Raw genomic sequence first — 24,914 nt, 5'->3', positions numbered from 1 at the left:
ACCCCTCGCGGGGCAGCGCGCACGGCACCACCACGACGGGGCCGCTCCTCCGGGAGCGGCCCCGTCGTCGTGCTGCCCGCGCCGCTCGTGCCGTCCGTGCGCCCTAGGTCGGGGGACCGAGCTCGACCCGCACCCGACCGCCACCGGCGGGGGAGCGCTCCAGGGCCAGCGAGCCGCCCGACTCCTCCGCGGTGCGCACCGCGATGGCCAGCCCCAGGCCCGTGGACCCCGCGCCCGAGGTGCCGCGGGCGGTGACGTCGACGCCGTCGGGGAAGCCGCTCCCGGCGTCGTCGACGAGGAGCAGGACCCCGCCGCCGGGACGTGGGGCCAGCTCGACGCGCAGGTCGGCGCCGTCGGGGGTGTGGGAGAAGACGTTGTCGAGCAGCACGTCCACCAGCGCCTGCAGGTCCTCCTCGGCCGCCCGTACCCGCGCCGGCACGGCGCCACCGGCGCCGAGGTCGGGGTCGACGACCAGCACGAGGGCGCGGCCCTGGTCCTCGGCCAGCGCCTCCCAGAAGTCGGTGCGTTCGGTGACCACCGCGACCGCGTCGGCCTCGGGCACCAGGCCCTCGCGCTGCGAGCGGCGGGCCTCGCGCACCACGTGGTCGACGGTGGCGTCGAGCTCGTCGAGGTCGGCGCCGAGCCGCTCGCGGTCGCCGGGGTCGGTCAGGGAGTCGACGCGCAGGCGCAGCGCCGTCATCGGCGTGCGCAGCCGGTGCGACACGTCGGCGACCGAGTCTCGCTCGCGGGCGAGCAGCACCTCGATGCGACCGACCAGCCGGTTCATCGCGCCCGCGAGCTCGCGCACCTCGAGCGGCCCGCTCGGGGTCACCGGGTCGGGCCGCCGGCGGTCGCCCAGCTGCCCGGCGTACGCCGCGAGCGCGCGGACGGGCTGCACGAAGCCGCGCCCGATCCGGTCGGCCAGGGCGAGGGCGGCCAGCAGCAGGACCAGCCCGAGGGCCACCAGCGCGAGGTAGATGCGCAGGATGCCCGACTCCAGGCCGGGGGCCTCGACGCGGACCCGGATGACCGGGGTGTTGCCGGGGGCGGCGGTGTTGCCGCTGAGCGAGACCGGCACCAGGAACTCCGCACCGCCCGCGACGTCGTCGACGCGGGCCAGACCGGTGTTCCTCGTGGCCACGACCCGTCGTGTGGCCGCGCCCGACTCGGGCACGGAGTAGCCCTGGGGGTGGTCGGCGTCGGGTGGGTAGAACACGGTCGTGGTGGTGCCGGTGCCGCGGTTGACGAGGCCGAGGTAGACGCTCACGGCGCCCGGGTCCTGCCCCGCGACGACCGTCTCGGTGGCCTGCACCTCCAGCGCGGCGCGGGAGAGCCGGTCCTCGAGGGCGTAGCTGCGCAGCAGCAGACCCATCGGCACGAGCATGGCGAGCAGCACCATCGACACCGCGGCGGCGACGGTGAGGGTCAGGCTCCGGCGCATCGGCTCAGACGTCGCCGGGGTCGGTGCCGGTGCCGGGGTCGGTGCCGGTCACGGCCCGGGGCGTGACCTCGGGGGCGGCGAGGCGCACCCCGACGCCGCGCACGGTGTGGAGGTAGCGCGGCTGCGAGGCCGACTCGCCGAGCTTGCGGCGCAGCCACGACAGGTGCACGTCGACGGTCTTGTCGGAGCCGCCCCAGGCCTGGTTCCACACGTCGGTGAGGAGCTCCTTCTTGGTGACCACCTCGCCCTCGCGCTCGGCGAGGTGGCGCAGCAGGTCGAACTCGCGCGGGCTCAGGTCGACCGGGGTGCCGTCGAGGGTCGTGCGACGGGCCGCGACGTCGATCTCCAGCCCGCCGACCACGAGCGACGTGCGCGGCGCCCGCGCCCCGGAGCCGACGCGTCGCATGACCGCGCGGATGCGGGCCTCGAGCTGGGCGGTCGTGTAGGGCTTGACGACGTAGTCGTCGGCACCGGCGTCGAGGCAGCTCACCAGCGTGGGGTCGTCGTCGCGGGCGCTGGCCACGATCACCGGCACGTCGCTGACCGAGCGCAGCATCGAGAGCACCTGCGTGCCGTCGACGTCGGGCAGCCCGAGGTCGAGGATCACCAGGTCGGGGCGGGTCTCCACGGCCATGCTGAGGCCCTGCATGCCGGTGGGCGCGGAGGAGACGGCGTAGCCGCGCTCGCCCAGCGAGCGCATCAGCAGCGGGCGGATGCGCGCGTCGTCCTCGATGATCAGCACCTGCGCCACACCGCCGAACCTAGGCCATCGCACCGCCCTCGACGCTCACCCCGCCGGACCGTGGTCGCCGCGGCGTCTTAGCGTGGCCTTAACCCCGGCTTGGGGTGCCGCTGGGGACAGGACGGGGCGGCATCCGGGACCATGGGGGTGTGGACACGCGGACCGAGCACGGCGACTGGCGCCGGGTGGTGGGCTACGCCCTCGCCTGGGGCCTGGCCGCAGCGCTCGCCGTGACCATCGGTGTGCTCGCGGTGACCTCGCTGGGCGACAGCATCCGCGGCCGCGGCCCCCTGGGCAGCAACGAGCTGATCCGCAACGCCGAGCAGGACGACGACGCCCCCTACGACCCGCAGGGCGAGAGCATCCGCACGGTCGTGCGCGACGAGTTCGGCGGCTTCGTGGTGGAGTGCCAGGGGTTCACCGCCATCGGCGTCGAGCCCCGCCCGGCCCGGGGGTGGACGACGGTGAGCTACGAGACCGGTCCCGACGACGACGTCGACGCGATCTTCACCAGCGGCGCCCGCTCCATCGAGGTCGAGGTCTTCTGCAACGCCGGCGTGCCGACGGTGGCCGAGATCGAGCGCAAGACCCTCCCGTCGCAGGCCGACGCGGGCTGAGCACCGCCTGCCGAGCCCCACCTGCTCGGAGCCCCGCGGCGGCACTAGGCTGCGCCGCATGGGCAAGCAAGAGGACTTCGTACTCCGGGCGCTCGAGGAGCGCGACGTCCGCTTCGTGCGGTTGTGGTTCACCGACGTGCTGGGCTCGCTGAAGTCGGTCGCGGTCGCGCCGGCCGAGCTCGAGGGCGCCTTCAGCGAGGGCATCGGCTTCGACGGCTCGGCCATCGAGGGCTTCGCCCGCGTCTACGAGGCCGACATGCTGGCCAAGCCCGACCCGTCGACCTTCCAGATCCTGCCGTGGCGCAGCGGCGACGGCCCGGCCACGGCGCGGATGTTCTGCGACATCCTCATGCCCGACGACTCCCCGTCGTACGCCGACCCGCGCTTCGTGCTCAAGCGGACCCTGTCGAAGGCGGCCGAGAAGGGCTTCACCTTCTACACCCACCCCGAGATCGAGTTCTACCTCTTCAAGGACATGCCCGGTCGCGGCGAGGAGCCGGTGCCGGTGGACCGCAGCGGCTACTTCGACCACACCGCGCAGTCCGAGGGCGCCGACTTCCGCCGCGAGGCGATCACGATGCTGGAGTCGATGGGCATCTCGGTGGAGTTCAGCCACCACGAGGCCGGCCCCGGCCAGCAGGAGATCGACCTGCGCTACGCCGACGCGCTCTCCACCGCCGACAACATCATGACCTTCCGCACCGTGATCCGGGAGGTGGCGCTAAGCCAGGGCATCTGGGCCAGCTTCATGCCCAAGCCCTACACGACCCACCCCGGCTCGGGCATGCACACCCACGTCTCGCTCTTCGAGGGCGACGAGAACGCCTTCTACGAGGCCGGCTCGCAGTACTCCCTCTCGCGCACCGGACGCCAGTTCATCGCCGGCATCCTGCGCCACGCACCCGAGATCTCCGTGATCACCAACCAGTGGGTCAACTCCTACAAGCGGATGATGTTCGGCGGCGAGGCCCCCTCCTACATCTGCTGGGGCCACAACAACCGCTCGGCGATGATCCGGGTGCCGATGTACAAGCCCAACAAGGGCCAGTCGACCCGCATCGAGCTGCGCACCATCGACGCCGCCTGCAACCCCTACCTCGCCTACGCCGTGGTGCTGGCCGCCGGCATGAAGGGCATCGAGCACGACTACGAGCTGCCCCGCGAGGCCGAGGACGACGTCTGGTCGCTCACCGAGCGCGAGCGCACCAGCCTGGGCATCGCCCCGCTGCCGAAGAACCTCAACGACGCGATCACCATCGCCGAGGACTCCGAGCTGCTGGCCGACACCCTCGGCGAGAGCGTCTTCGACTTCTTCCTGCGCAACAAGCGCGCCGAGTGGGACGAGTACCGCGGCCAGGTCTCGGCCTTCGAGCGCGACCGGATGCTGCCGGTCATCTGAGCCCGGCCCGACCGTCAGCACCACCCGCACCACCCGACCGACGGAGAGGACTCCCGATGTCCCGCGCAGCCGACCCCGCTCCCGACACAGCTCCCGCCGGCGCGCGCCGCCGGCCCCGGGTGCTCGTGGTGCAGCACCAGGAGGACTGCCCGCCGGCCCTGGTCGGTCGCTGGCTGGAGGAGGCCGGCGTCGAGCTCGACGTGCGCCACCCCTACCGCGGCGACGCGCTGCCCGCCGACCTCGCCGCGCACGACGCGCTGCTGGTGCTCGGGGGGTCGATGGGTGCCGACGACGACGCCGACCACCCGTGGCTGACCCCCACCAAGCAGCTGGTCCGTACGGCGACCCGCGCCGAGACGCCCGTGCTCGGGGTGTGCCTGGGCCACCAGCTGGTGGGCCGGGCGCTCGGCGGACGCGTGGACCGCAACCCCCGCGGCCAGCAGGTCGGCCTGGTCGAGACCGGCTGGACCGCCGCCGCGGCCGACGACGCCCTGGTCGGCGCGGTGGCCCCCGGGGCGCAGCGCGGGGTGCACTGGAACGACGACCTCGTCGTGGAGCTGCCGCCCGGCGCGGTGGTGCTCGCCCAGACGCCGGCGGGGGAGGCACAGGTCGTGCGCCACGCCCCCGGCGCCTGGGGGGTGCAGCTGCACCCCGAGGTGGACGCCGCGGTGGTGCGCGCGTGGGCCGTCGGTGATGCCGAGCGCCACGCCGCCCGCGGGGTCGACCAGGCCGCGGTGATCGCCGAGGTCGACGCCGCGCGGGCCGAGCTCGACGCGGCCTGGCGCCCGCTCGCGCAGGCCTTCGCCGACGTCGCGGCGGGCGACCGCGAGGCGGCGCGACAGCGGTGAGCGGCCCGCCGGCGGCACCCGCCCCGCAGAACCTCTCCCGGCTGGGCTTCCTCGACCCGCAGGCCGCCCGCGAGGGGCTCGCCGCGCTGGGGGAGGCCGCCGAGCCGCTGCTGGCCATCGTGGCCGGCACGGCCGACCCCGACCAGGCCCTCGCCGGGCTGGTGCGCCTCGTCGAGGGCCTCGACGACCCTGCCGCGATGCTGCGCGAGATCGCCGACGACGAGGGCACCGCGATGCGCCTGCTCAGCGTGCTCGGCGCCAGCACGGCCCTGGCCGAGCACCTCGCGCGCCACCCGGAGCACTGGACCGAGCTGACCGACCCCGCGATCGGGTGCACGCGTCCCGCGGCGTACGCCCTGCGCGAGGACATGCTGCGCGTGGTGGGCGCCGACCCCGTGGACCCCACGCCGACCGCCACGGTGGTCGACCCGGTGGCCGTCGACGCGCTGCGCGTGGAGTACCGCCGGGTGCTGCTGCGCCTGGCCGCGCGGGACCTCTCCCACCACCTCGGCGTCGACGACGTCGCGGCCGAGCTCTCCGACCTCGCCGCCGCCACCCTGGAGGCCGCGCTCGCCGTCGCCCGCCAGCGCGTGGGGGAGGGCGCGGGCCTGGCCCGGCTCGCCGTCATCGCGATGGGCAAGTGCGGGGGCCACGAGCTGAACTACGTCTCCGACGTCGACGTGGTCTTCGTCTACGAGGCCGTCGAGGGCGCCTCCGACAACGCCGCCAACCGCGCCGCGACCCAGCTGGCCGCCCACCTGATGCGCATCTGCTCCGACCCCACCGGCGAGGGCGAGATCTGGCCCGTCGACGCCAACCTGCGCCCCGAGGGCAAGTCGGGCCCGCTGGTGCGCACCCTGGCCAGCCACGAGGGCTACTACCAGCGCTGGGCCAAGACCTGGGAGTTCCAGGCGCTGCTCAAGGCCCGTCCGGTGGCCGGCGACCGCGCGCTCGGGCGCGCCTACGTCGACACGATGGGCCCGCTGGTGTGGACCGCGGTCGAGCGGGAGGGCTTCGTGGAGGAGACCCAGGCGATGCGCCGCCGCGTCGTCGACCACATCCCCAGCCGCGAGGCCGAGCGCCAGCTCAAGCTCGGCTCGGGGGGCCTGCGCGACGTGGAGTTCGCGGTGCAGCTGCTGCAGATGGTGCACGGTCGTGCCGACCCCTCGATCCGACCGCCCACGACCCTGAGCGCCCTGGCACGGCTGACCCGCGGCGGCTACATCGGCCGCGAGGACGGTGAGGCCCTGCACGAGGCCTACGCCTTCCTGCGCACCCTGGAGCACCGGATGCAGCTGCACCAGCTGCGCCGGCTGCACGTCGTGCCGGCCGACGAGGCCTCGATGCGCCGGCTCGGGCGCAGCATGGGCTACCTGCGCGACTCCGCGACGGCCCTCGACAAGGAGTGGCAGCACCACCGCCGCGAGGTGCGCCGGCTCCACCAGAAGCTGTTCTACCGCCCGCTGCTCGGCGCCGTGGCGCTGCTGCCGGGCGAGGAGGCCCGGCTCTCGCCGGAGGCCGCCCGCGCCCGCCTCGCCGCCCTGGGCTACCTCGACCCCGAGGCCGCGCTGCGCCACCTCGAGGCGCTCACGGGCGGGGTCTCGCGCGCCGCCAACATCCAGCGCACGCTGCTCCCGGTGATGCTGCAGTGGTTCGCCGAGGGCCCCGACCCCGACGCCGGGCTCTTCGGCTTCCGTCGCATCAGCGAGAGCCTCGGCGGGTCGCCGTGGTACCTCCAGACCCTGCGCGACGAGGGCCAGGTCGCCGAGCGACTCGCCCACGTGCTCGCCACGTCGCGCTACGCCACCGCCCTGCTCGAGCGCGAGCCGCAGGGGGTGCGGATGCTGGGGGAGTCGCTGGCCCCCCTGGCCGCCGAGGCGCTCAGCGAGGAGATGCTCGCCGGAGCCGCCCGCCGCGAGGACCCCGACAAGGCCGTGCGGGCCGTGCGGGCCATCCGGCGCCGCGAGCTCTTCCGCATCGCCGCCGGCGACCTGCTCGGACTCACCGACGTCACCGAGGTCGGGGCCGGGCTCTCCCGCCTCACCGACGCCACCCTGGAGGCCACGCTGGCGGTCGCCGGCGCCGCCGTACGCCGCCAGCGCCGGCTCGACGCGGCGCCCACCCGGCTGGCGATCGTGGCGATGGGGCGCTACGGCGGCTTCGAGCTGTCCTACGGCAGCGACGCCGACGTGATGTTCGTCCACGAGCCCGAGCCCGGCGCCGACCCCCATGTCGCCTCGACCTACGCCCAGGCCGTGGCCAACGAGGTGCGCCGGCTGCTGGCGGCCCCCGGCCACGACCCCGCCCTGGTCGTCGACGCCGACCTGCGCCCGGAGGGCAAGCAGGGCCCGCTGGTGCGGACCCTCGACTCCTACGCCGCCTACTACGCCAAGTGGTCGGCGGTGTGGGAGTTCCAGGCGCTGCTGCGCGCCGACGCGGTGGTCGGCGACGAGGGCGTGCGCCGGCGCTTCGAGGAGCTCGTCGACCCGCTGCGCTACCCCGCGCAGGGCCTCTCCGACGACGACGTGGTCGAGGTGCGGCGGATCAAGGCCCGCGTCGACCAGGAGCGGCTGCCCCGCGGCGCCGACCCCGCCACCCACCTCAAGCTCGGCCGCGGTGGGCTGGCCGACATCGAGTGGACCGTGCAGCTGCTGCAGATGCGCTGGGCCGGCACCGTGCCCGGGCTGCGCACCTCGCGCACGCTGCCCGCGCTCGCCGCGGCGCGCGACGCCGGGCTGGTCTCCACCGACGACGCCGACGCGCTCACCGAGGGCTGGCGCCGGGTCAGCCGGATCCGCAACGCCATCACCCTGGTGCGGGGCGGCCCCAGCGACCAGCTGCCGCGCGACCCCCGCGAGCGCGCCGCCGTGGCGAGCATCCTGGGCTACCCGCCGAGCGGCTCGGAGGAGATGCTCAACGACCACCTGCGCCAGACCCGGATCTCGCGCTCGGTGGTGGACCGCGTCTTCTGGGAGTGAGCCCGGCGGAGCGCCGACGGGTGAGGACGCGCGGCGGGGAGGTGGCTAGCGTCGGGACCATGACCACCACCCCCGAGAAGGCCACCCGACTCCTCCAGCTGCACCGTGACCCCGCGCTGCTCACGGTCGTCAACGTGTGGGACGCCATCAGCGCCCGCGTCGTCGCCGACACCCCCGGCACGCAGGCGCTCGCCACGGCGAGCCACTCGATCGCGGCCTCGTGGGGCTACGAGGACGGCGAGAACATCCCGCTCGACCTCATGCTGGAGGCGGTCGGGCGCATCGTCGCCACCACCGACCTGCCCGTCACCGCCGACCTCGAGGGAGGGTACGGCGACGCCGCCGCCACCGTCCGCCGCGCGATCGGCGTGGGCGTGGTGGGCGCCAATCTCGAGGACCAGCTCCGCCCGGTCGACGAGGCGGCCGCGCAGGTCGCCGCCGTGATGGAGGCCGCCCGCGCCGAGGGCGTGCCCGACTTCGTGCTCAACGCCCGCACCGACGCCTTCGTGCTCGGCGGCGACCGCGACCCCGAGGAGATCCTGCGCGACGCCGTCGAGCGCGGCCGGGCCTACCTCGACGCCGGCGCCCCGCTGGTCTTCGTGCCCGGCCCGCTCACCGAGGAGCAGGTGACGACCCTGGTCGAGGCCTTCGGTCCGCAGCGCCTCACCACCATCGGCCTGCCCGGCACGCCCTCCCTGGCGCGCCTGGAGGAGCTCGGCGTCGCGCGCGTCTCCTACGGCCCGATGTCGCAGCGGGTCGCCCTCACCGCGCTCCAGGAGCTGGTCGAGGAGGTCCACCGCGGCGGCGGCGTGCCGTCGTCGATGCGCCCGCTGAACTGACCGAGCGCCCGCCGGACCGACCGGCGCGGCGCCCTGCTCCTCGGGGGCGTCGCGCCCGCGGGCGCCCCGCTCGGCCTCAGCCCGGCGCGGGCAGGGTGTCGGCGGACCCGACGCGCCACACGGCGAGGCCGTGCAGGCCCAGCTCGGCGGCGAGGTCGCGGCGCACGGCGTAGGACCGGGCGTCGGACCACCAGAGCCGGGTGCCGTCGGAGAGCCGCGCGGTCCACTCGCCCTCCGCGGCCCGCCAGCGCGCGGTGGCGCCGTCGGCCTCGACCAGCTGGCGCGCCCGTCGCACCAGCACGGTGTGGCCGGTGCCGCGCCGCGGCCAGGTGTAGCCGTAGCCGGCGACGCCCAGGTCGAGCATCGCGGCGGGCACCTGCTCGAGCGCCGCGGTCACGCTGCGGCGCTGCCAGTCCAGTCCGCCGACCGGCCCCGGCCCCGACCAGGTGGGTCCGTGCTGGTCGTAGGTCATCAGCTGCACGAGGTCGACGACGTCGGCGACCTCCCCGAGGCGGTAGCCGCCCTCGAGGTAGCCCTCCTGTGACGTGCGCGCGGAGACGTCGACCGACAGCGCCGCGGACTGCGGCAGGCGGGCGCGCAGCGCCTCCAGCAGCGAGACCAGCCCCCGGCCGTGGCGACGGCGCATCGACTCGAGGTCGACGTTGACGCCGTCCCAGCCCTGGTCGGCCACGACGCGCGCGACGATCCGCGCCACGTGGCGCACGTGCGCCGGCTCGAGGAGCAGACGGCCCACGGCGCGGGTGTCGAAACCGCCGAGGCGGTTGCTGTAGTTGCTGAGCACCAGCTCCGCGCGCAGGCCCTCGGCGTGAGCGGTGCGCAGGAGCCGGGTCATGTCCGCGGTCGGACGCCCCACCCCGTCGCCGTCGGCGTGGAGGCCGACACCGGCCACGGTGAGGGTGTCCAGGCCCGCGGCGTTGCGTGCGACGAGACGGTCCGAGGCGCTGCCCACGGCGTACCCCGTGACCACCAGGCCGGGGTCGTCCGCGGCGGGGGCCGGGGGCTCCGCCGCGGGGGCCGGCGCCGTGAGGGTCAGCGGGAGCAGGAGCGCGAGGAGCGCGGTCAGGACGGGTGTGGCGCGGGCGACGGGTCGGTGCACCGCCCCAGGCTCCCACGAGCCGGTCCCCGCGCGGTCTAGGTTGGCGGGGTGAGCGAGGACGCGAAGCGGTTCGGGTGCGTGGTGCTGGTCGACCGGCGGGGGTGGCTGCTGCTCCAGGAGCGCGACGAGCACCCGCGCATCGACCCCGAGAAGTGGGGCCTGTGCGGGGGCCACCTCGAGCCCGGCGAGGGCTGGGCCGAGGGCGCGGCGCGCGAGCTGGCCGAGGAGACCGGCATCGTGGTGGCGCCCGAGGAGCTGCGCCTGCTGCGGGAGCTGCAGGTGCACCACGCGGCCTACGGCACCACCGACCCGGTCGCGGTCTTCGTGGCCGCCACCGACCTCACCGACGACGACGTCGTGCTGGGGGAGGGGCGCCGGATCGTGTTCGTCGAGCCCGAGCAGGCCCGGAGCCTCGACCTCGGGGGGAGCGCGAGCATCGCCGTGCCCGAGCTGCTCGACTCCGCGCTCTACCGCGAGCTCGGCGCGGGGGTGTGGTCGTGAGCGCCGCCCGCGGCGGGCGCGCCGGCGCGCCCGTGCCCCGGGTGCACGCCGTGCCCGGGCCGGGCGCCGAGGACGTCGTGGTGGCGACCGGCGGCCGGCACGAGGGCGCGGTCTACACCGGCACCGCCGACGGCGCGCTGTGGCGGGTCTCCCACGACGGCTCCCACCTCGAGCGCGTGGCCCGCACCGGCGGCCGGCCCCTCGGCCTCGAGATCGACCCCGACGGCCGGCTGCTGGTCTGCGACGCCCACCGCGGCCTGCTGCGGGTCGACCCCGCCACCGGCACCGTCGAGCCGCTGCTGGCCGAGGTCGGCGGACGGCGCATGGTCTTCTGCAACAACGCCGCGATCGGCGACGACGGCACCGTCTGGCTCAGCGACTCCTCCACCCGCTTCGGCATCGAGCGGTGGAAGGACGACCTCGTGCAGGACACCCGCACCGGGCGGCTGCTGCGCCTCGCCCCCGACGGCTCGGTCACAGTGGCCCTCGACGGGCTGGCCTTCGCCAACGGCGTGGCGCTCGCCGCCGACGGGTCCTACGTCGCGGTCGCCGAGACCGCCGCGCGCACCGTGGTGCGGCTGTGGCTGACCGGTCCGCGTGCCGGCAGCCGCGACCACCTGGCCACCGACCTGCCGGGCTACCCCGACAACATCGCCCGCGGCAGCGACGGGCTGGTCTGGGTCACGATCGCCAGCCCCACCGACCCCGTCGTCACCCGGCTCCAGCAGGGCCCGACCTGGCTGCAGCGCGCCGCCACCCGGCTGCCCGCCCCGCTCCAGCCCCAGCCGGCCCGCACGCTGCGGGTGCAGGCCTACGACGACGCGGGCCGGCTCGTGCACGACGTCGACGGCGACGCGGGCGGCTACCACATGGTGACCGGCGTGCGGGAGCACGAGGGCCGGGTGTGGCTGGGGAGCCTGCACGAGTCGGCGATCGCGGTGGTCGACCTGTGAGGTCGTAAACTCGGGCCCATGGGACTCCTCGAGCAGATCACCGGACCCCGCGACCTGCGCGACCTGGCCGACGACGAGCTCGACGCCCTGGCCTCCGAGATCCGTGACGTGCTCGTCGCGACGTGCGCGCGCACCGGGGGCCACCTCGGCCCCAACCTCGGCGTGGTGGAGCTGACCCTGGCCGTGCACCGGGTCTTCGACAGCCCCCACGACCGCGTCGTGCTCGACACCGGCCACCAGTCCTACGTGCACAAGCTGCTCACCGGCCGCGCCGGGGACTTCGACGGCCTGCGCCAGGAAGGTCGCCTCTCGGGCTACCCCAGCCAGGCCGAGTCGCCCCACGACATCGTCGAGAACTCCCACGCCTCCACCGCGCTGTCCTACGCCGACGGGCTGGCCAAGGCCTACGCCATCCGGGGCGAGGACCGCCACGTCGTCGCGGTCATCGGCGACGGCGCGCTCACCGGCGGCATGGCCTGGGAGGCGCTCAACAACATCGCCGTCGCCCAGGACAGCCGGCTGGTCATCGTGGTCAACGACAACGGCCGCTCGTACACCCCCACGATCGGCGGCCTGGCCACCGCGCTGACCTCGCTGCGCACCAACCCGCGCTACGAGCAGCTGCTCGACCAGGTCAAGAAGCGGCTCAACTCCGTGCCGGCGGTCGGCGGCGCGGCCTACGACGCCCTCCACGCGGTGAAGAAGGGCCTCAAGGACGCCCTCGCCCCCCAGGGCCTCTTCGAGGACCTCGGCCTGAAGTACGTCGGCCCCGTCGACGGCCACGACCGCGCGGCCATGGAGCACGCGCTGGCCCAGGCCAAGCGCTTCGGCGGCCCGGTCATCGTGCACGCGCTCACCCGCAAGGGCTTCGGCTACGACGCCGCGGAGCGCCACGAGGCCGACCAGTTCCACTCCCCGGGGCCCTTCGACGTCGACACCGGCGAGGAGAACCCCAAGGGCCGCATCTGGACCGACGTCTTCGCCGACGAGATCGTCCACATCGGCCAGCGCCGCAAGGACGTCGTCGGCATCACCGCGGCGATGATGCACCCCGTGGGCCTCCACCACTTCCAGGCCCGCTTCCCCGAGCGCACCTTCGACGTCGGCATCGCCGAGCAGCACGCCGCCACCTCGGCCGCCGGCCTGGCGATGGGCGGCCTGCACCCGGTCTTCGCCGTCTACGCCACCTTCCTCAACCGCGCCTTCGACCAGGTGCTGATGGACGTCGCGCTGCACCGCTGCGGCGTCACCTTCGTGCTCGACCGCTCCGGGGTCACCGGCGACGACGGCGCCAGCCACAACGGCATGTGGGACATGTCGATGCTCCAGCTGGTGCCGGGGCTGCGGCTGGCCGCGCCCCGTGACGCGACCCGGCTGCGCGAGCTGCTCAACGAGGCCGTGGAGGTCGACGACGCCCCCACGGTGGTGCGCTTCCCCAAGGGTCCGCCGCCCGAGGACGTCGCGGCCGTCGACCGGGCGGGGGGCGCCGACGTGCTCGTGCGCTCCGGTGCCCGCGACGTGCTCATCGTCGGCGTGGGCTCGATGGCGACGACCGCGGTGCAGGTGGCCGAGCGGCTCACCGCCCAGGGCATCGGCGTCACCGTCGTCGACCCCCGCTGGGTCAAGCCCGTCGACCCCGCGATCGTCGACCTGGCCCGCGAGCACCGTCTCGTGGTCAGCATCGAGGACAACGGCGTGGTCGGCGGCTGTGGCGCCGTGCTGCTGCAGACCCTGAACGAGGCCGGTGTGACCACCCCCGTGCAGCTGCACGGCGTGCCCCAGGAGTTCCTCGACCACGCCAAGCGCGGGGTGATCCTCGAGCGCATCGGCCTGACCCCGCAGACCCTGGCGCTGGGGATCGTGGAGCGCATCTCCGCCCTCGACGGCCCCGCGGCCGCTGCGGAGCCCGTCGAGCCGGTCGCGCCCGTCGAGCCGGTCGAGCGCAGCGCCGAGGGCTCGCGGTAGGCGGTGGCGAGCAGCGGTCCGACCCTCCCCCGGGGGGGGTAGGGACCGCCCGGTGGCGGCGGTGGTGGTCGCCGATCCACCGCGCGACCCGCCCGGGGGACGCTCGCGACGAGCGCGGGTGGTGCTCTACGGTCTCCGGGTGAGTCGCACACGCACCGGTCTCCTGCGCACCAAGTCGATCGAGCAGTCGCTGGCCTCGGGGGACGACCCCGAGTTCGCGCTGAAGAAGAACCTCACCGCCCTCGACCTCACGGTCTTCGGCGTCGGCGTCGTGATCGGCGCCGGGATCTTCACCCTCACCGGCCGGGTCGCCGCCGACTACGCCGGGCCCGGGGTGGTGTTCTCCTTCGGCATCGCCGCGATCTGCTGCGCGCTGGCCGCGCTCTGCTACGCGGAGTTCGCCTCGACGCTGCCGATGTCGGGGTCGGCCTACACGTTCTCCTACGCCACGCTCGGCGAGCTGGTGGCGTGGATCATCGGCTGGGACCTGCTCCTGGAGCTGATGCTCGGAGCGAGCGTGGTGGCCCAGGGCTGGAGCACCTACTTCGTCACGCTCCTCGACCAGCTGGGCGTCACCTGGCCCGCCTCGCTCGGCCCCGACGCCACGTTCAACCTCGCCGCCTTCCTGCTGGTGGCCGTGCTCGGCGCCCTCATCGCCTTCGGCATCAAGGAGAGCCTGCGCGTCAACCTGGTGCTCGTCGCGGTCAAGCTCTTCGTGGTGCTCTTCGTCATCGTGGCCGGCCTGTTCTACATCGACGGCAGCAACTACACCCCCTTCGTGCCCGACGCCGCCGGCACGGCCGAGACCGGTGGCACCTGGCTGACCGCCCCGCTCGTGCAGCTGCTCTTCGGCATCGAACCGCAGGTCTACGGCGTCCTGGGCGTGGTGTCGGCGGCCTCGGTCGTCTTCTTCGCCTACATCGGCTTCGACGTCGTCGCCACCACCGCCGAGGAGGCCCGCAACCCGCAGCGCGACCTGCCCCGCGGCATCCTCGGCTCGCTGGCGATCTGCACGGTGCTCTACATCGCCGTCGCCCTGGTCATCGTGGGCATGGTCAACTACCGCGACATCGACCCCGAGGCCGCGCTCGCCCGGGCCTTCATCGACCGCGGCCAAGACGGCATCGGCACGCTCATCTCGGCCGGCGCCGTGGCCGGTCTGACCACCGTGGTCATGACGCTGATGATCGGGGCCGTGCGCGTCTTCTTCGCGATGGCCCGCGACGGCCTGCTGCCGGTCAAGCTCGCCCGCGTCGACCGCCGCACCGGCACCCCGCTCACCATCACCATCGGCATCGTCGTCGTGGTGGCCCTGGTCGCCTCCCTCACACCGATCGGCAAGCTGGAGGAGATGGTCAACATCGGCACGCTGACCGCCTTCCTCCTGGTCTCGCTGGCCGTGCCGGTGCTGCGTCGCAGCCGCCCCGACCTCGAGCGCTCCTTCCGGGTGCCGCTCTCGCCGGTGCTGCCGGTGCTCTCGGCCCTGATCTGCTTCTACCTGATGCTCAACCTGAGCGCGGAGACCTGGCTGCGCTTCCTGGTCTGGATGGCGCTCGGCTTCGCCCTCTACTTCGTCTACGGCCGCAGCCACGCCAAGCTCGGCCGCGCCGAGGCCGGCGCCGCGGCGCGCGACTGAGGCCGCCGGGGGAGGACCTCCGGCCCTGGCCCGGGCCCGGGCCCGGCGGGTAGGACGTCCACCGGGACGCCCGGACGTCCCGGGACGGAGGACCAGCCGTGAGCGGCACACCACCACCGTGGGACGCGGCCGCCGCCTGGGTCACCGACGGTGGGCTCGAGACCGACCTGATCTTCCACCACGGCGTCGACCTGCCCGGCTTCGCGGCCTTCCCGCTGGTCGACGACGAGCGCGGACGCGAGCTCCTCGAGCACTACTACCTCGGGTACGCCGACGTGGCCCGCCGGGTCGGGGCCGGGCTGCTGCTCGAGACCCCCACGTGGCGCGCCGGCGCCGAGTGGGCCGCGTCGCTCGGCCACGACGTGCACGCCGCGGCGGGCCTCAACCACCGGGCCGTGGACCTGGTGCAGGCCCTGCGTGGGCGACTGACCGACCTGCTCGCCGTGCGGGTCGTCGGCACGATCGGGCCGCTGGGCGACGGCTACGTCGCCGGTGAGCGGCTCGATCCCGACGACGCGGCCAGCCGCCACCTGCCGCAGGTGGCCGCCCTGGCGGGGGCCGGCGTCGACGCGGTGACGGCGTACACCCTGACCGGGGCCGCCGAGGCGGTCGGCGTGGTGCGCGCCGCGCGCTCGGTCGGTGTGCCGGTGGCGGTGTCGTTCACCGTCGAGACCGACGGCACCCTGCCCGACGGCACCGCCCTGGCCGACGCGGTGCGCCGCCTGGAGCGCGAGGCGCCCGCCGACGGCTACCTCGTCAACTGCGCCCACCCCGACCACGTGGCGCGGGCCCTCGACGGCGGCGACGACGGCGGCGGCTGGCGCCAGCGGGTCATCGGGCTGCGCCCGAACGCCTCGACGCTGAGCCACGCCGAGCTCGACGCCGCCGAGACCCTCGACGAGGGAGACCTCGACCTGCTCGTGGACCGCACCGAGCACCTCCGGCAGCGGCTCCCGGCGCTGCGGGTGCTCGGCGGCTGCTGCGGCACCGACGTCTCCCACGTCGCCGCGCTGTGGGCCGGCCCGCCGGGTCGCGCCCTGCTGGGGGCGCGCTGAGCCGGCCCGACGGCCGAGCCCGCTGTGGGTGGGGTCACCCGCCCGCGGTCCGCGGCACGGGCGGCCACGACGAGCGGTCGACGGGGGGAATACCGTGGTCCGCTACGGTGCTCGGGCCACCGACACCCGGCCCGCCTGCCCGGCGGGCCTCCGCCTCTGCGCCCGTCGCAGACCGTGCCGAGAGGACGCCGTGCCTGCCGAACCCCGCCTGGTGCACATCGTCGACGACGTGCCCGAGCTCGACGGCTCGCCCGAGCACCTGACCATGGTGCTCGTGCTCGACGGCTTCCTCGACGCCGGCAACGCCGCCGCCCGCGCCGCGCGCCACCTCGTGGACCTCGAGGAGGACGGCCTCCTCGGCCCCCCGGCCGTCCCCTCGTCGAGCCGGGTGGTCGCGACCTTCGACGTGGACCAGTTCCACGACTACCGCGCCCGCCGCCCCGCGATCTCCTTCGTGCGCGACCACTACGCCTCCTACGACGCCCCGCGCCTCGTGGTGCGGCTGCTGCGCGACAGCGGCGGGACGCCGTACCTGCTGCTCCAGGGACCCGAGCCCGACAACCGGTGGGAGGCTTTCGCCCGCGCCGTGCGCGAGGTCGTCGAGCGCTTCGGGGTGACCCGGGTCGTGTCGATGGGCTCGGTGCCGATGGCCGTGCCCCACACCCGGCCCGTGGCGCTGACGCACCACGCCAACGACCCCGAGCTGCTCCTCGGCGCCACCAGCCCGTGGCGCGGCGAGCTGCGCGTGCCCAGCAGCGCCCAGGCGCTGCTGGAGGTCAGGCTGGGGGAGTGGGGCCACCCCGCGCAGGGCTTCGTGGCCCACATCCCGCACTACCTCGCCCAGCTCGACTACCCCCGCGCCTCGGCCGCCCTGCTCGAGCAGGTCGAGCTGGCCGGACGCCTCACCCTCGACCTGTCGGTGCTGCACGCGGAGGCCGAGCAGCGCGAGGAGGAGATCACCGCCTACCTCGCCGACAACGCCGAGGTCGACGACGTCGTGCAGGCCCTCGAGCGGCAGTACGACGCCTTCGAGCGCGCCGAGGAGTCGGGCGGCAATCTGCTGGCCCCCGACGAGCCGCTGCCGACGGGTGAGGAGATCGGCCAGCAGTTCGAGCAGTTCCTGGCCGGTCTGGAGGAGCCCGACGACCAGGGCCCCGACGTGGCGGGGCCCGACACCACCGGGCGGGACTGAGCGTGCCGCGCGACGCCCGGGAGCTGGTGGCGCTCCTCGACCTCGAGACCATCGACGACAACCTCTTCCGCGGCGCGGTCCAGGAGTCGAGGCTGCCGCGGGTCTTCGGGGGCCAGGTCGCCGCGCAGGCCCTCGTGGCCGCCCAGCGCACCGTCGACCCGGCCTACGCCGTGCACTCGCTGCACTCCTACTTCCTGCAGCCCGGCGACACCACGACGCCGATCATCTACGACGCCGAGCCGCTGCGCGACGGTCGCTCCTTCGCCACCCGCCGCGTGCTGGCGCGCCAGCACGGCCGGCCGATCTTCGCCCTGACCGCCGACTTCCACCGCCCCGAGCCCGGCCGCGAGCACCAGTCGCGGATGCCCGACGCGCCGCCGCCGCAGGAGTGCCTCGACCCCACCACGATGCTGCGCGAGGGCGACCGCTCCTGGGAGGAGTTCGAGGTGGCCGACCTGCGCTACGTCGGCAGCTCCCACGACCTGCTGCCCCCCGACCCCGAGCACCCGGGCCGCCAGCGGCTGTGGCTGCGGGTGCGCGAGCAGCTGCCGGAGGACCCCTTCCTGCACGTCGCGGCCTTCACCTACCTCTCCGACATGAGCCTGATGGGCGCCGCGCTCAGCCCCCACGGCCTGCGGCTGGGCTCGCGCGGCACGCTCGTGGCCTCCCTCGACCACGCCGTGTGGTTCCACCGGCCCTTCCGCGCCGACCAGTGGTGGCTCTACGACCAGGTCTCGCCGGCCGCCCAGGGCGGACGAGGACTGGTCAACGCCCAGGTGTTCATCCCCGACGGCACGCTCGTGGCGTCGGTGGCCCAGGAGGCGCTCCTGCGCCCGGTGGAGAAGGAGACGACATGACCAGCGGGCTCGTCCCCGACCCGGAGGCCGCGGTCGCCCACCTGCTGGGCCTGCTCGACCTGGAGCGGCTCGACGACGACCTCTACCGCGGCGCCACCGTCGACTACGGTCGCCCGCGGGTCTTCGGCGGCCAGGTCGCCGCGCAGGCGCTCATCGCGGGCATCCACACCGTGCCGGAGGGCTTCGAGGTGCACTCGTTGCACTCCTACTTCCTGCTGCCGGGCGACCCGCACGTGCCGATCGTCTTCGACGTCGAGCGCATCCGCGACGGCCGCTCCTTCCTGACCCGCCGCGTGGCCGCCCGCCAGCACGGGCGCCCCATCTACTACCTCACCGCCAACTTCCACCGCGCCGAGGAGGGCTTCGACCACCAGGACGCGATGCCCGAGGTCCCGGCACCCGAGCAGGGTGTCGACCTGCTCTCGCAGATGGCCTCGCGCGGCGACGGCGAGGGACCCAAGCTGGCCCGCGAGTGGGGTGCGGTCGAGGCCCGCTCGATCGGCACCTCCGGCCACGGACTGGCCGACGACCCGCTCCACCCTGCTCGCGCCCAGCTGTGGTTCCGGATGGCGGCGGCGCTGCCCGACGACCCGCACCTCCACCTGGCCGCGTTCACCTGGGCCAGCGACATGAGCCTGTTGGGCGCCACGCTGGCCGCCCACGACCGTCCGGCGGGGGTGCAGATGGCCTCGCTGGACCACACGGTGTGGTTCCACCGGCCCTTCCGGGCCGACGAGTGGTGGCTCTACGACCAGTGGTCGCCGTCGGCCCACGGCGCGCGGGGTCTGGCCATCGGCAGGGTCTTCACCCGGGACGGCCTCCTCGTCGCCACGGTGGCCCAGGAGGGCCTGATCCGGCCGCCCCGCGGCTGACCCGTGCACGGCGCTGGTCCAGAGGGCCTTACCATTACAGCGCTGTAGTTCGTGACAGACACGCCGAGGCCGTGGTTTCGTGTGTCTACTCGTGTGACGGTTGACGACTCCTGGGGCTGATGATCGCGAGGCACAGCGACGTGCCTCGTCGTGTCCGGCGGTCGCGACGTCCTCCGCGCCCACCCCGAGGACGTCCTCACCATGCCCCCCTGGTCCCCCCTCCCGTCCGAGCCCCGTGCCGTCCGTGGCCGCCCCCGGTCCACCCGCGTCGTGCTGGGCGCCACCGGCCTGGCCCTGGTGTGCCCCACCCTCGTGCTCGCCGCGCCCGCGGGTGCGGCGCCGGACACGGCGTACGAGGTGCCGTTCCCGTGCGGCCAGACCTGGACCGGCACGACACGGTCCAGCCACAGCCCCAGCTCGCGAGCGATCGACTGGAACCGCACCGACGACGTCGACGACCCGGTCGTCGCCGCCGCACCAGGCGTCGTCACCACGGCGGCGCCCACCGGCACCTCCGGCTACGGCCACTACGTCGTCATCGACCACGGCGGCGGTGAGAGCACCCTCTACGCCCACCTCAACGACGTCGTCGTCGTGACCGGTCAGAGCGTCGACCAGGGCGCCCAGATCGGCACCCTGGGCTCGACGGGCAACTCCACCGGCCCCCACCTGCACTTCGAGGAGCGCCAGGACCGCTCGGTGATCGAGGCGTGGTTCCACGGCGCTCCCTTCGTCTACGGCAGCACGGTCGACTCGCAGAACTGCGTGGACGTGCCGCTGGCCGGCAACTTCGCCGGCGACGCACCCGCGGAGCTGGCGGTCTACCGGCGCGCGGACACCTCGGAGTTCCGGATCCAGCGCCCACGTGCCAAGCCCCGCGTCGTGCGGCTGGGCACGTCGACCGACGACCCCGTGGTCGGTGACTGGGACGGCGACGGGCTCACCAACCCGGGCGTGCGCACGCCGTCGACCAAGACCTTCACGCTGAAGACCGGGGCCGGGCTCACCACAGTCGTGCTCGGCAACGCCACCGACGAGCCCGTCGCCGGCGACTGGGACGGCGACGGCCTGTGGGAGGTCGGCGTGTGGCGCGCCAAGACCGCGCAGTTCCGGATGCGGGCCGCCGACGGCACGGTGTCGACCGCCGTCCTGGGCGACGCCGACGACGTCCCGGTCACCGGCGACTGGGACGGCAACGGCACCACCGACCTCGGCGTCTACGACCAGGCCACTGCGACCTTCACGCTGCGCCGCGTCGACGACGACGGGCTGGCCTGGACCGCCGACGTGGTCTTCGGCGAGCCCGGCGACCTGCCCGTGGTGGGCGACTGGGACGGCAACCTGCGCACCGACGTCGGCGTCTGGGACCCCGCCACCGCGACCTTCTCCGAGCGTCGGGCGACCTCGCCCACGGCCGCTCGGGCCACGGTGCAGGACCTGAGGTTCGGCCGGGCGCGCTGAGGGCTGGCCCGGCGCGCCAGGCCGGGCCTGGACCAGGGTCGGGCCGGCCGGGGTGCCGTCGGTCGGGATGCTGTCGGTGGCGGGACTGTCAGTCGGCGGCGAGGCGGGGGTAGTCACTCCTGCGTCGGGGGTCGTCGGGGGCGACCGCGTGGGTCCGCCCCCACGCGAGGAGCGCGTCCAGCACCGGCAGCAGGTCGCGTCCGGCGGGGGTGAGCGCGTAGCCGCCCCGCGCACTCGTCGTGTTGCCCGCTGGGTCGCCCGCTGGGTCGCCCGCCGTGTCGGAGGTGCGGCGTACGACGCCGGACGCCTCGAGCGAGCGCAGGCGCGCGGCCACCCGGTCGCGGGGAGCCCCGGTGCCCCGCACGATGTCGGTGAAGCGCCCGCTGCCCATCGCCAGCTCGCGCACGACCAGCAGCGACCACCGCTCGCCGACCACCTCGAGCGCCGCCGCCGCCGGGCAAGGCCGCCCCGGCAGCGAGTCGAGCGCGACGTGGGTCGAGTCGGGGGTCGAGTCGGGGGTCGAGTCGAAGGTCGCGGCCGACGGGGGGACCGGTGCGGAGATCGGAGACTCGTTCACCGGTCCCGGTCCCTGCCCTCGGCGACGGCCGGCCGGGCGCGCCGGGGCGCGCGACGGGGTGTCCAGGAGGTCCTCACCTGTGTACTGTCCTGCGGTGTGAGTTTGAATGTCAAACCGTCCTCCGGTCACGTCCTCACGGGCCGGGAGGCCGGGGCGCGGGCACTGCCCGTCGTCGCGCTGGGCACGGCCCTGGTCCTGGTCACCTACGTCACCCCGATGGCCACGCTGCCTGCTGCGGCCGCCGACCTGGGTGCCGGTCCCGCCGCGCAGGCGTGGGTGCTGAGCTCGATGAGCGTCGGCCTGGCCGGAGCCCTCCTCGCCACCGGCGTGCTCGGCGACGCCCTCGGTCGACGCCGGGTCTACCTCGCCGGCCTGGTGGCGGTCGGTGCCGGTGCCCTCGTGTGCGGCCTGGCCCAGGAGCCGCTCCTGCTGATCGGGGCCCGCGTCGTGCAGGGCGTGGGCGGCGCCGCCGTGCTGGCCTGCGGGCTGGCCCTGCTCGCCCACACCCACGCCCCGGGGCCCGCACGGGCCCATGCGACGTCGGTGTGGGGCGCCAGCGTCGGGCTGGGCATCGCCACCGGCGCCCTCCTCGCCGCCGCACTCGACCTCGGGTCGGGATGGCGCGAGACGTACGTCGTCACCGCAGCGCTGGCCGCGCTGCTGCTGCTGCCCTCGGTGCGGGCGCTCCCCGTCTCCACGCCCGCGGCGCGGCGCGTCGACCTGCCCGGGCTCGCCCTGCTGGTGCTCGGCATGTCGTGCCTGGTCGCGGCGCTGACGGAGGGGCGTGACGGCGTCGACGGCCCGGTGGTCGGCCTCGTCGTCGGTGGGGTCCTCGCGCTGGCGGCCATGGTCGTCGTCGAGCGCCGCGTGCGCGAGCCGCTGGTGGAGCCCGCGCTGCTGGCGCACCCGCGGTTCCGGGCGGCGACCGGGGGATCGCTGGTGCTCGGCCTCGGGATGATCGGCATCTCGTCGTACGTGCCGACACTGGCGCAGGCCGGGCTGGGGGAGAGCCTGTGGGTCGGCAGCCTGCTCGTCGTGGCCTGGGCCGCGGCGAGCGTGGTGGCCTCGCTGCTGGTGCGCCTCGTGCGCCACCCGCTCGAGGGCGGCAGGCCCGTGGCGGTGGTGCTGCTCGTCGTGGCCGGTGGGCAGATGATCGGCTTCGGGCTCGACGAGGGCTCCGCGGTGACCCGGGTCGCGCTCGCCATGGTGGTCTCCGGGCTGGGCACCGGGGTGCTCAACGCGCTGCTCGGACGCGAGGCGGTCGCCAGCGTGCCGCCGGCGCGCGCCGCCATGGGCTCGGGCGCCAACAACACCGCCCGCTACCTCGGCGCCGCCTGTGGCATCACCCTCACCGTGACCCTCGCGGCGCACGCCGGGTCGGGCGACACGGCACCGGCCGCGCTGGTGGCGGGCTGGAACGTCGCCGTCGTCGTGTCGGCCTCGCTCACCGTGATCGGTGCCGCCGCCATCGCCGTCCTGGGTCGGCCCCGGACGTGAGCGCGCCCTCCTCGCCGGGTCGAGGAGGGCGCGAGGACGCGATCGGCCGCCGCGACCGGGCCTGGTGACCGGGGCTGGTGACCGGGGCTGGCGGGCGGGCTCAGAGCGCGGTGCTGCGTCCCACCACGTGCGGGGCGCCGGACCGCGGGTTGGTCAGCGCGAACGCGATGCCGTCGTCGAGCACACGGGTGCCGAGCTCGACCGAGCCCGGTAGCAGGATCGGCTTCTTGAAGGCCGCGTCGACGCGCACCGCGTCGGGCAGCCGGTTCTCGATCGCGGCCACGCAGCGCGCCAGGCTCCACATGCCGTGGGCGATCTGACGCGGGAAGCCCAGGGCCTTGGCCGTCCACGGGTAGAGGTGGATCGGGTTGTGGTCGCCCGAGACGGCGGCGTAGCTGCGGCCCAGGTCGCCGGGCAGGCGCCAGACGGTGCCGTTGGGCGAGGTGTCGGGGAAGGAGGACCCGCCCGGTGCGTCGGCGTCGCCGCGTCCGCGGCGCAGGTAGGTCGAGGTGCTCTCCCAGACCAGCTCCTCGCCCACCCGTGCCTCGGCCACGAACTCGTAGACCGTGCCCTTGGCATGGGGGCGGGGGGCTCCGACGCTGGTCGTCACGGCCAGGCTCTCGCCCACCGCGACCGGCCGGTGGCCGGTCACCGCGTTCTCCAGGTGCACCGTGCCGATGGCGGGTGCGGGGAACGACGGCTCGGTCATGATCGCCATGTGCAGCGCGAAGGCGAGCATGTGGGGGTAGGTCAGCGGCGCGGTGTCCTTGCTCGGGAAGCCGCAGACCTCGGCGTAGGCCTCGACGTGGGCCCGCTCGACGGTCACCGGCGGCCGGGTGAAGGTGAGGCCGGAGAAGGACGACGCCGGCCCCTTCCTCACGCCGGGCAGGGAGCCGACGACGGGGATCGACGGGAGGGCGGCCCTGAGCAGCGTGGGCACCGCCCCGGAGCCGGGGGTGACCAGGCGGGGGGACTGGGGCGCCCCGGTGCCGGCCACGTCAGGCCCCCAGCATCATCTGGCCGCACACGCGGACCACGTTGCCGTTGACGGCGCTCGACGCGGGGTCGGCGTACCAGGCCACGGTCTCGGCGACGTCGACGGGCAGACCGCCCTGCGACATCGCGTTGAGGCGCTGACCGACCTCGCGGGTCGCGAACGGCACCGCCGCGGTCATCTGCGTGATGATGAAGCCCGGCGCCACGGCGTTGACGGTGATGCCGTCGGTGAGCTCGCCCTTGAGGGAATCGACGAGGCCGATGACACCGGCCTTGGAGGCGGCGTAGTTGGTCTGGCCGACGTTGCCCGCGATGCCCGCGATGCTCGCCACGCCGACGATCGAGCCGTGGGCGTTGACGACGCCCTGGTCGAGCAGCTCGCGGCTGATGCGCTCCGGGGCGGTGAGGTTGACGGCGATGACCGACTCCCAGCGGTCCTCCGACATGTTGGCGAGCTTCTTGTCGCGGGTGATGCCGGCGTTGTGGACCACGACGTCGACGCCGCCGTGCTTGTCCTTGAGGTGCTGGGCGATCCGCTGCGGGGCGTCCTTCGCGGTGATGTCGAGGGTCAGCCAGTCCCCGTCGAGCTCGTTCATGAGCTTCACCAGGCCGTCGGCGGCCTGGGGCACGTCGACGCCCACGACGGTGGCGCCGTCGCGGTGCAGGACCCGCGCGATCTGCTCGCCGATCCCGCGGCTGGCGCCGGTCACGAGGGCCACCTTGCCGGCGAGCGGACGGGTCCAGTCGGTGACCGCGGGCGCGTCGGTCGAGCCGGTGGCGCCGATGCGCACGACCTGGCCCGACACGTAGGCCGACTTCGGGGAGAGCAGGAAGCCCAGCGTGCTGGCGACCGACGCCTCGGCGCCCTCGGCGACGTAGACCAGCTGCACCGTGCCGCCGCGACCGATCTCCTTGCCCAGGCTGCGGGTGAAGCCCTCCAGGGCGCGCTGCGCGACGCGCTCGCCCCCCTCGAGGAGCTCCGGCGGGGTGCCGAGCACGACGACGCGCGGGCAGGTCGCGAGGCTGCGCATGAGCGGGGTGAAGAAGTCGCGCAGGGCGACGAGCTGGTCGGAGGACGTGAGGCCGGTGGCGTCGAAGACCAGGCCCTTGAGCCGGGATCCCTCGGCCGGGGCGTCGGTGCTCTCCACGCCGAGCTGGGAGAGGATGCCGCCGAGCGACTCGGCGAGGCGGCCGCGTCCCCCGACGGCGACGACGCCGTCGACGAGCGGAGCGCCCTCGGCGTACCGCTCGAGCTTCATGGGGGCGGGGAGGCCGAGGTTCTTGACCAGCAGCTTTCCGAGCGGGGACTGCGAGAAGCTCTGGTACTTGTCGCTCATGCGGGTGGTCCTCCGTGTGGTGGTGGGAGATCGT

The 24,914-nt window shown here is 74.8% G+C and carries 21 protein-coding genes; 15 read left to right on the top strand and 6 right to left on the bottom strand.

The features are described from left to right. Positions 1-103: 103 nt before the first annotated feature. Together M3673_RS09365 and M3673_RS09360 are read right to left on the bottom strand one after the other, a co-directional pair. A complete protein-coding gene (locus M3673_RS09365; RefSeq protein WP_251533162.1) occupies positions 104-1,441 on the bottom strand; it encodes a HAMP domain-containing sensor histidine kinase in 1,338 nt (445 codons plus the stop codon). A 4-nt stretch (positions 1,442-1,445) separates the two neighbouring features. Then, positions 1,446-2,192 (bottom strand): response regulator transcription factor, encoded by a 747-nt coding sequence (locus M3673_RS09360; protein ID WP_251533160.1) that lies wholly within the window; start codon positions 2,190-2,192, stop codon positions 1,446-1,448. Positions 2,193-2,332: 140 nt separating this feature from the next. On the opposite strand from M3673_RS09360, the gene M3673_RS09355 reads away from it, so the two are divergent. From M3673_RS09355 to M3673_RS09335, 5 genes are read left to right on the top strand one after another with little or no spacing between them, the layout of a single operon-like run. After that, the gene (locus M3673_RS09355) at positions 2,333-2,800 is read left to right on the top strand and encodes a hypothetical protein (RefSeq protein WP_251533158.1); all 468 of its coding nucleotides are present in this window, start codon (positions 2,333-2,335) and stop codon (positions 2,798-2,800) included. A 58-nt stretch (positions 2,801-2,858) separates the two neighbouring features. Beyond that, positions 2,859-4,199 carry a glutamine synthetase family protein gene (locus M3673_RS09350; protein ID WP_056864289.1) on the top strand — a complete coding sequence of 447 codons (1,341 nt, stop codon included), beginning with the start codon at positions 2,859-2,861 and terminating at the stop codon, positions 4,197-4,199. 56 nt (positions 4,200-4,255) lie between these two features. Next, entirely contained in the window at positions 4,256-5,047 is a 792-nt protein-coding gene (locus M3673_RS09345) for a type 1 glutamine amidotransferase (protein WP_251533156.1), read from the top strand. Next, positions 5,044-8,025 carry a bifunctional [glutamine synthetase] adenylyltransferase/[glutamine synthetase]-adenylyl-L-tyrosine phosphorylase gene (locus M3673_RS09340; protein ID WP_251533154.1) on the top strand — a complete coding sequence of 994 codons (2,982 nt, stop codon included), beginning with the start codon at positions 5,044-5,046 and terminating at the stop codon, positions 8,023-8,025. Before M3673_RS09345 ends, M3673_RS09340 begins: the two co-directional genes overlap by 4 nt. Positions 8,026-8,084: 59 nt before the next feature. Then, positions 8,085-8,864 (top strand): isocitrate lyase/phosphoenolpyruvate mutase family protein, encoded by a 780-nt coding sequence (locus M3673_RS09335; protein ID WP_193660960.1) that lies wholly within the window; start codon positions 8,085-8,087, stop codon positions 8,862-8,864. A 76-nt stretch (positions 8,865-8,940) separates the two neighbouring features. On the opposite strand, the gene M3673_RS09330 is transcribed toward M3673_RS09335, so the two are convergent. Then, positions 8,941-9,981, bottom strand: coding sequence for a glycosyl hydrolase family 18 protein (locus M3673_RS09330; protein WP_193660959.1), 1,041 nt, complete (start codon positions 9,979-9,981; stop codon positions 8,941-8,943). Between the two features lie 48 nt (positions 9,982-10,029). Between M3673_RS09330 and M3673_RS09325 the strand changes: the two genes are divergently transcribed. The 9 genes from M3673_RS09325 (at position 10,030) to M3673_RS19220 (ending at position 20,473) form a co-directional block, all read left to right on the top strand. After that, complete coding sequence (locus tag M3673_RS09325) at positions 10,030-10,482, top strand: NUDIX domain-containing protein (protein ID WP_193660958.1); 453 nt, start codon at positions 10,030-10,032, stop codon at positions 10,480-10,482. Further along, the gene (locus M3673_RS09320; protein ID WP_251533152.1) at positions 10,479-11,435 is read left to right on the top strand and encodes an SMP-30/gluconolactonase/LRE family protein; all 957 of its coding nucleotides are present in this window, start codon (positions 10,479-10,481) and stop codon (positions 11,433-11,435) included. The genes M3673_RS09325 and M3673_RS09320 overlap by 4 nt, the downstream gene beginning before the upstream one ends. Before the next feature lie 18 nt (positions 11,436-11,453). Beyond that, positions 11,454-13,400, top strand: a complete 1,947-nt coding sequence (gene dxs, locus M3673_RS09315; RefSeq protein ID WP_193660957.1) for a 1-deoxy-D-xylulose-5-phosphate synthase — start codon at positions 11,454-11,456, stop codon at positions 13,398-13,400. A gap of 139 nt (positions 13,401-13,539) precedes the next feature. Next, positions 13,540-15,036 carry an amino acid permease gene (locus tag M3673_RS09310; RefSeq protein WP_056904288.1) on the top strand — a complete coding sequence of 499 codons (1,497 nt, stop codon included), beginning with the start codon at positions 13,540-13,542 and terminating at the stop codon, positions 15,034-15,036. A 98-nt stretch (positions 15,037-15,134) separates the two neighbouring features. Next, on the top strand, positions 15,135-16,091 hold the full coding sequence (locus tag M3673_RS09305; RefSeq protein WP_251533150.1) for a homocysteine S-methyltransferase family protein: 957 nt from the start codon (positions 15,135-15,137) through the stop codon (positions 16,089-16,091). Positions 16,092-16,281: 190 nt separating this feature from the next. Continuing rightward, a complete protein-coding gene (locus tag M3673_RS09300) occupies positions 16,282-17,283 on the top strand; it encodes a PAC2 family protein (protein ID WP_251533148.1) in 1,002 nt (333 codons plus the stop codon). A gap of 2 nt (positions 17,284-17,285) precedes the next feature. Next, positions 17,286-18,140 (top strand): acyl-CoA thioesterase II, encoded by an 855-nt coding sequence (locus M3673_RS09295; protein ID WP_251533146.1) that lies wholly within the window; start codon positions 17,286-17,288, stop codon positions 18,138-18,140. Next, complete coding sequence (locus M3673_RS09290) at positions 18,137-19,012, top strand: acyl-CoA thioesterase II (RefSeq protein ID WP_228942097.1); 876 nt, start codon at positions 18,137-18,139, stop codon at positions 19,010-19,012. The genes M3673_RS09295 and M3673_RS09290 overlap by 4 nt, the downstream gene beginning before the upstream one ends. A 270-nt stretch (positions 19,013-19,282) precedes the next feature. Further along, entirely contained in the window at positions 19,283-20,473 is a 1,191-nt protein-coding gene (locus tag M3673_RS19220; RefSeq protein WP_308196124.1) for a M23 family metallopeptidase, read from the top strand. Between the two features lie 88 nt (positions 20,474-20,561). On the opposite strand, the gene M3673_RS09280 is transcribed toward M3673_RS19220, so the two are convergent. Further along, on the bottom strand, positions 20,562-21,050 hold the full coding sequence (locus M3673_RS09280; protein WP_251533144.1) for a helix-turn-helix domain-containing protein: 489 nt from the start codon (positions 21,048-21,050) through the stop codon (positions 20,562-20,564). A 96-nt stretch (positions 21,051-21,146) separates the two neighbouring features. Between M3673_RS09280 and M3673_RS09275 the strand changes: the two genes are divergently transcribed. After that, a complete protein-coding gene (locus tag M3673_RS09275) occupies positions 21,147-22,547 on the top strand; it encodes an MFS transporter (protein ID WP_251533143.1) in 1,401 nt (466 codons plus the stop codon). Positions 22,548-22,647: 100 nt separating this feature from the next. Here M3673_RS09275 and M3673_RS09270 read toward each other — a convergent pair whose 3' ends face one another. Continuing rightward, entirely contained in the window at positions 22,648-23,544 is an 897-nt protein-coding gene (locus tag M3673_RS09270; protein ID WP_251533141.1) for a MaoC/PaaZ C-terminal domain-containing protein, read from the bottom strand. A 1-nt stretch (position 23,545) separates the two neighbouring features. Next, entirely contained in the window at positions 23,546-24,880 is a 1,335-nt protein-coding gene (locus M3673_RS09265; protein WP_251533139.1) for a 3-oxoacyl-ACP reductase, read from the bottom strand. Positions 24,881-24,914: the final 34 nt, after the last annotated feature.

Source organism: Nocardioides sp. P86, from assembly GCF_023712465.1.
Taxonomy (GTDB): Bacteria; Actinomycetota; Actinomycetes; order Propionibacteriales; family Nocardioidaceae; genus Nocardioides; species Nocardioides kribbensis.
This window is presented reverse-complemented; position numbering and strand designations above follow the sequence as displayed.

What these genes read in the sequence shown, in the direction of transcription:
- M3673_RS09365 (WP_251533162.1), bottom strand. Translation starts at nt 1,441, where the DNA reads ATGCGCCGGAGCCTGACCCTCACCGTCGCCGCCGCGGTGTCGATGGTG.
- M3673_RS09290 (WP_228942097.1), top strand. Translation starts at nt 18,137, where the DNA reads ATGACCAGCGGGCTCGTCCCCGACCCGGAGGCCGCGGTCGCCCACCTG.
- M3673_RS09350 (WP_056864289.1), top strand. Translation starts at nt 2,859, where the DNA reads ATGGGCAAGCAAGAGGACTTCGTACTCCGGGCGCTCGAGGAGCGCGAC.
- M3673_RS09265 (WP_251533139.1), bottom strand. Translation starts at nt 24,880, where the DNA reads ATGAGCGACAAGTACCAGAGCTTCTCGCAGTCCCCGCTCGGAAAGCTG.
- M3673_RS09345 (WP_251533156.1), top strand. Translation starts at nt 4,256, where the DNA reads ATGTCCCGCGCAGCCGACCCCGCTCCCGACACAGCTCCCGCCGGCGCG.
- dxs (WP_193660957.1), top strand. Translation starts at nt 11,454, where the DNA reads ATGGGACTCCTCGAGCAGATCACCGGACCCCGCGACCTGCGCGACCTG.
- M3673_RS09335 (WP_193660960.1), top strand. Translation starts at nt 8,085, where the DNA reads ATGACCACCACCCCCGAGAAGGCCACCCGACTCCTCCAGCTGCACCGT.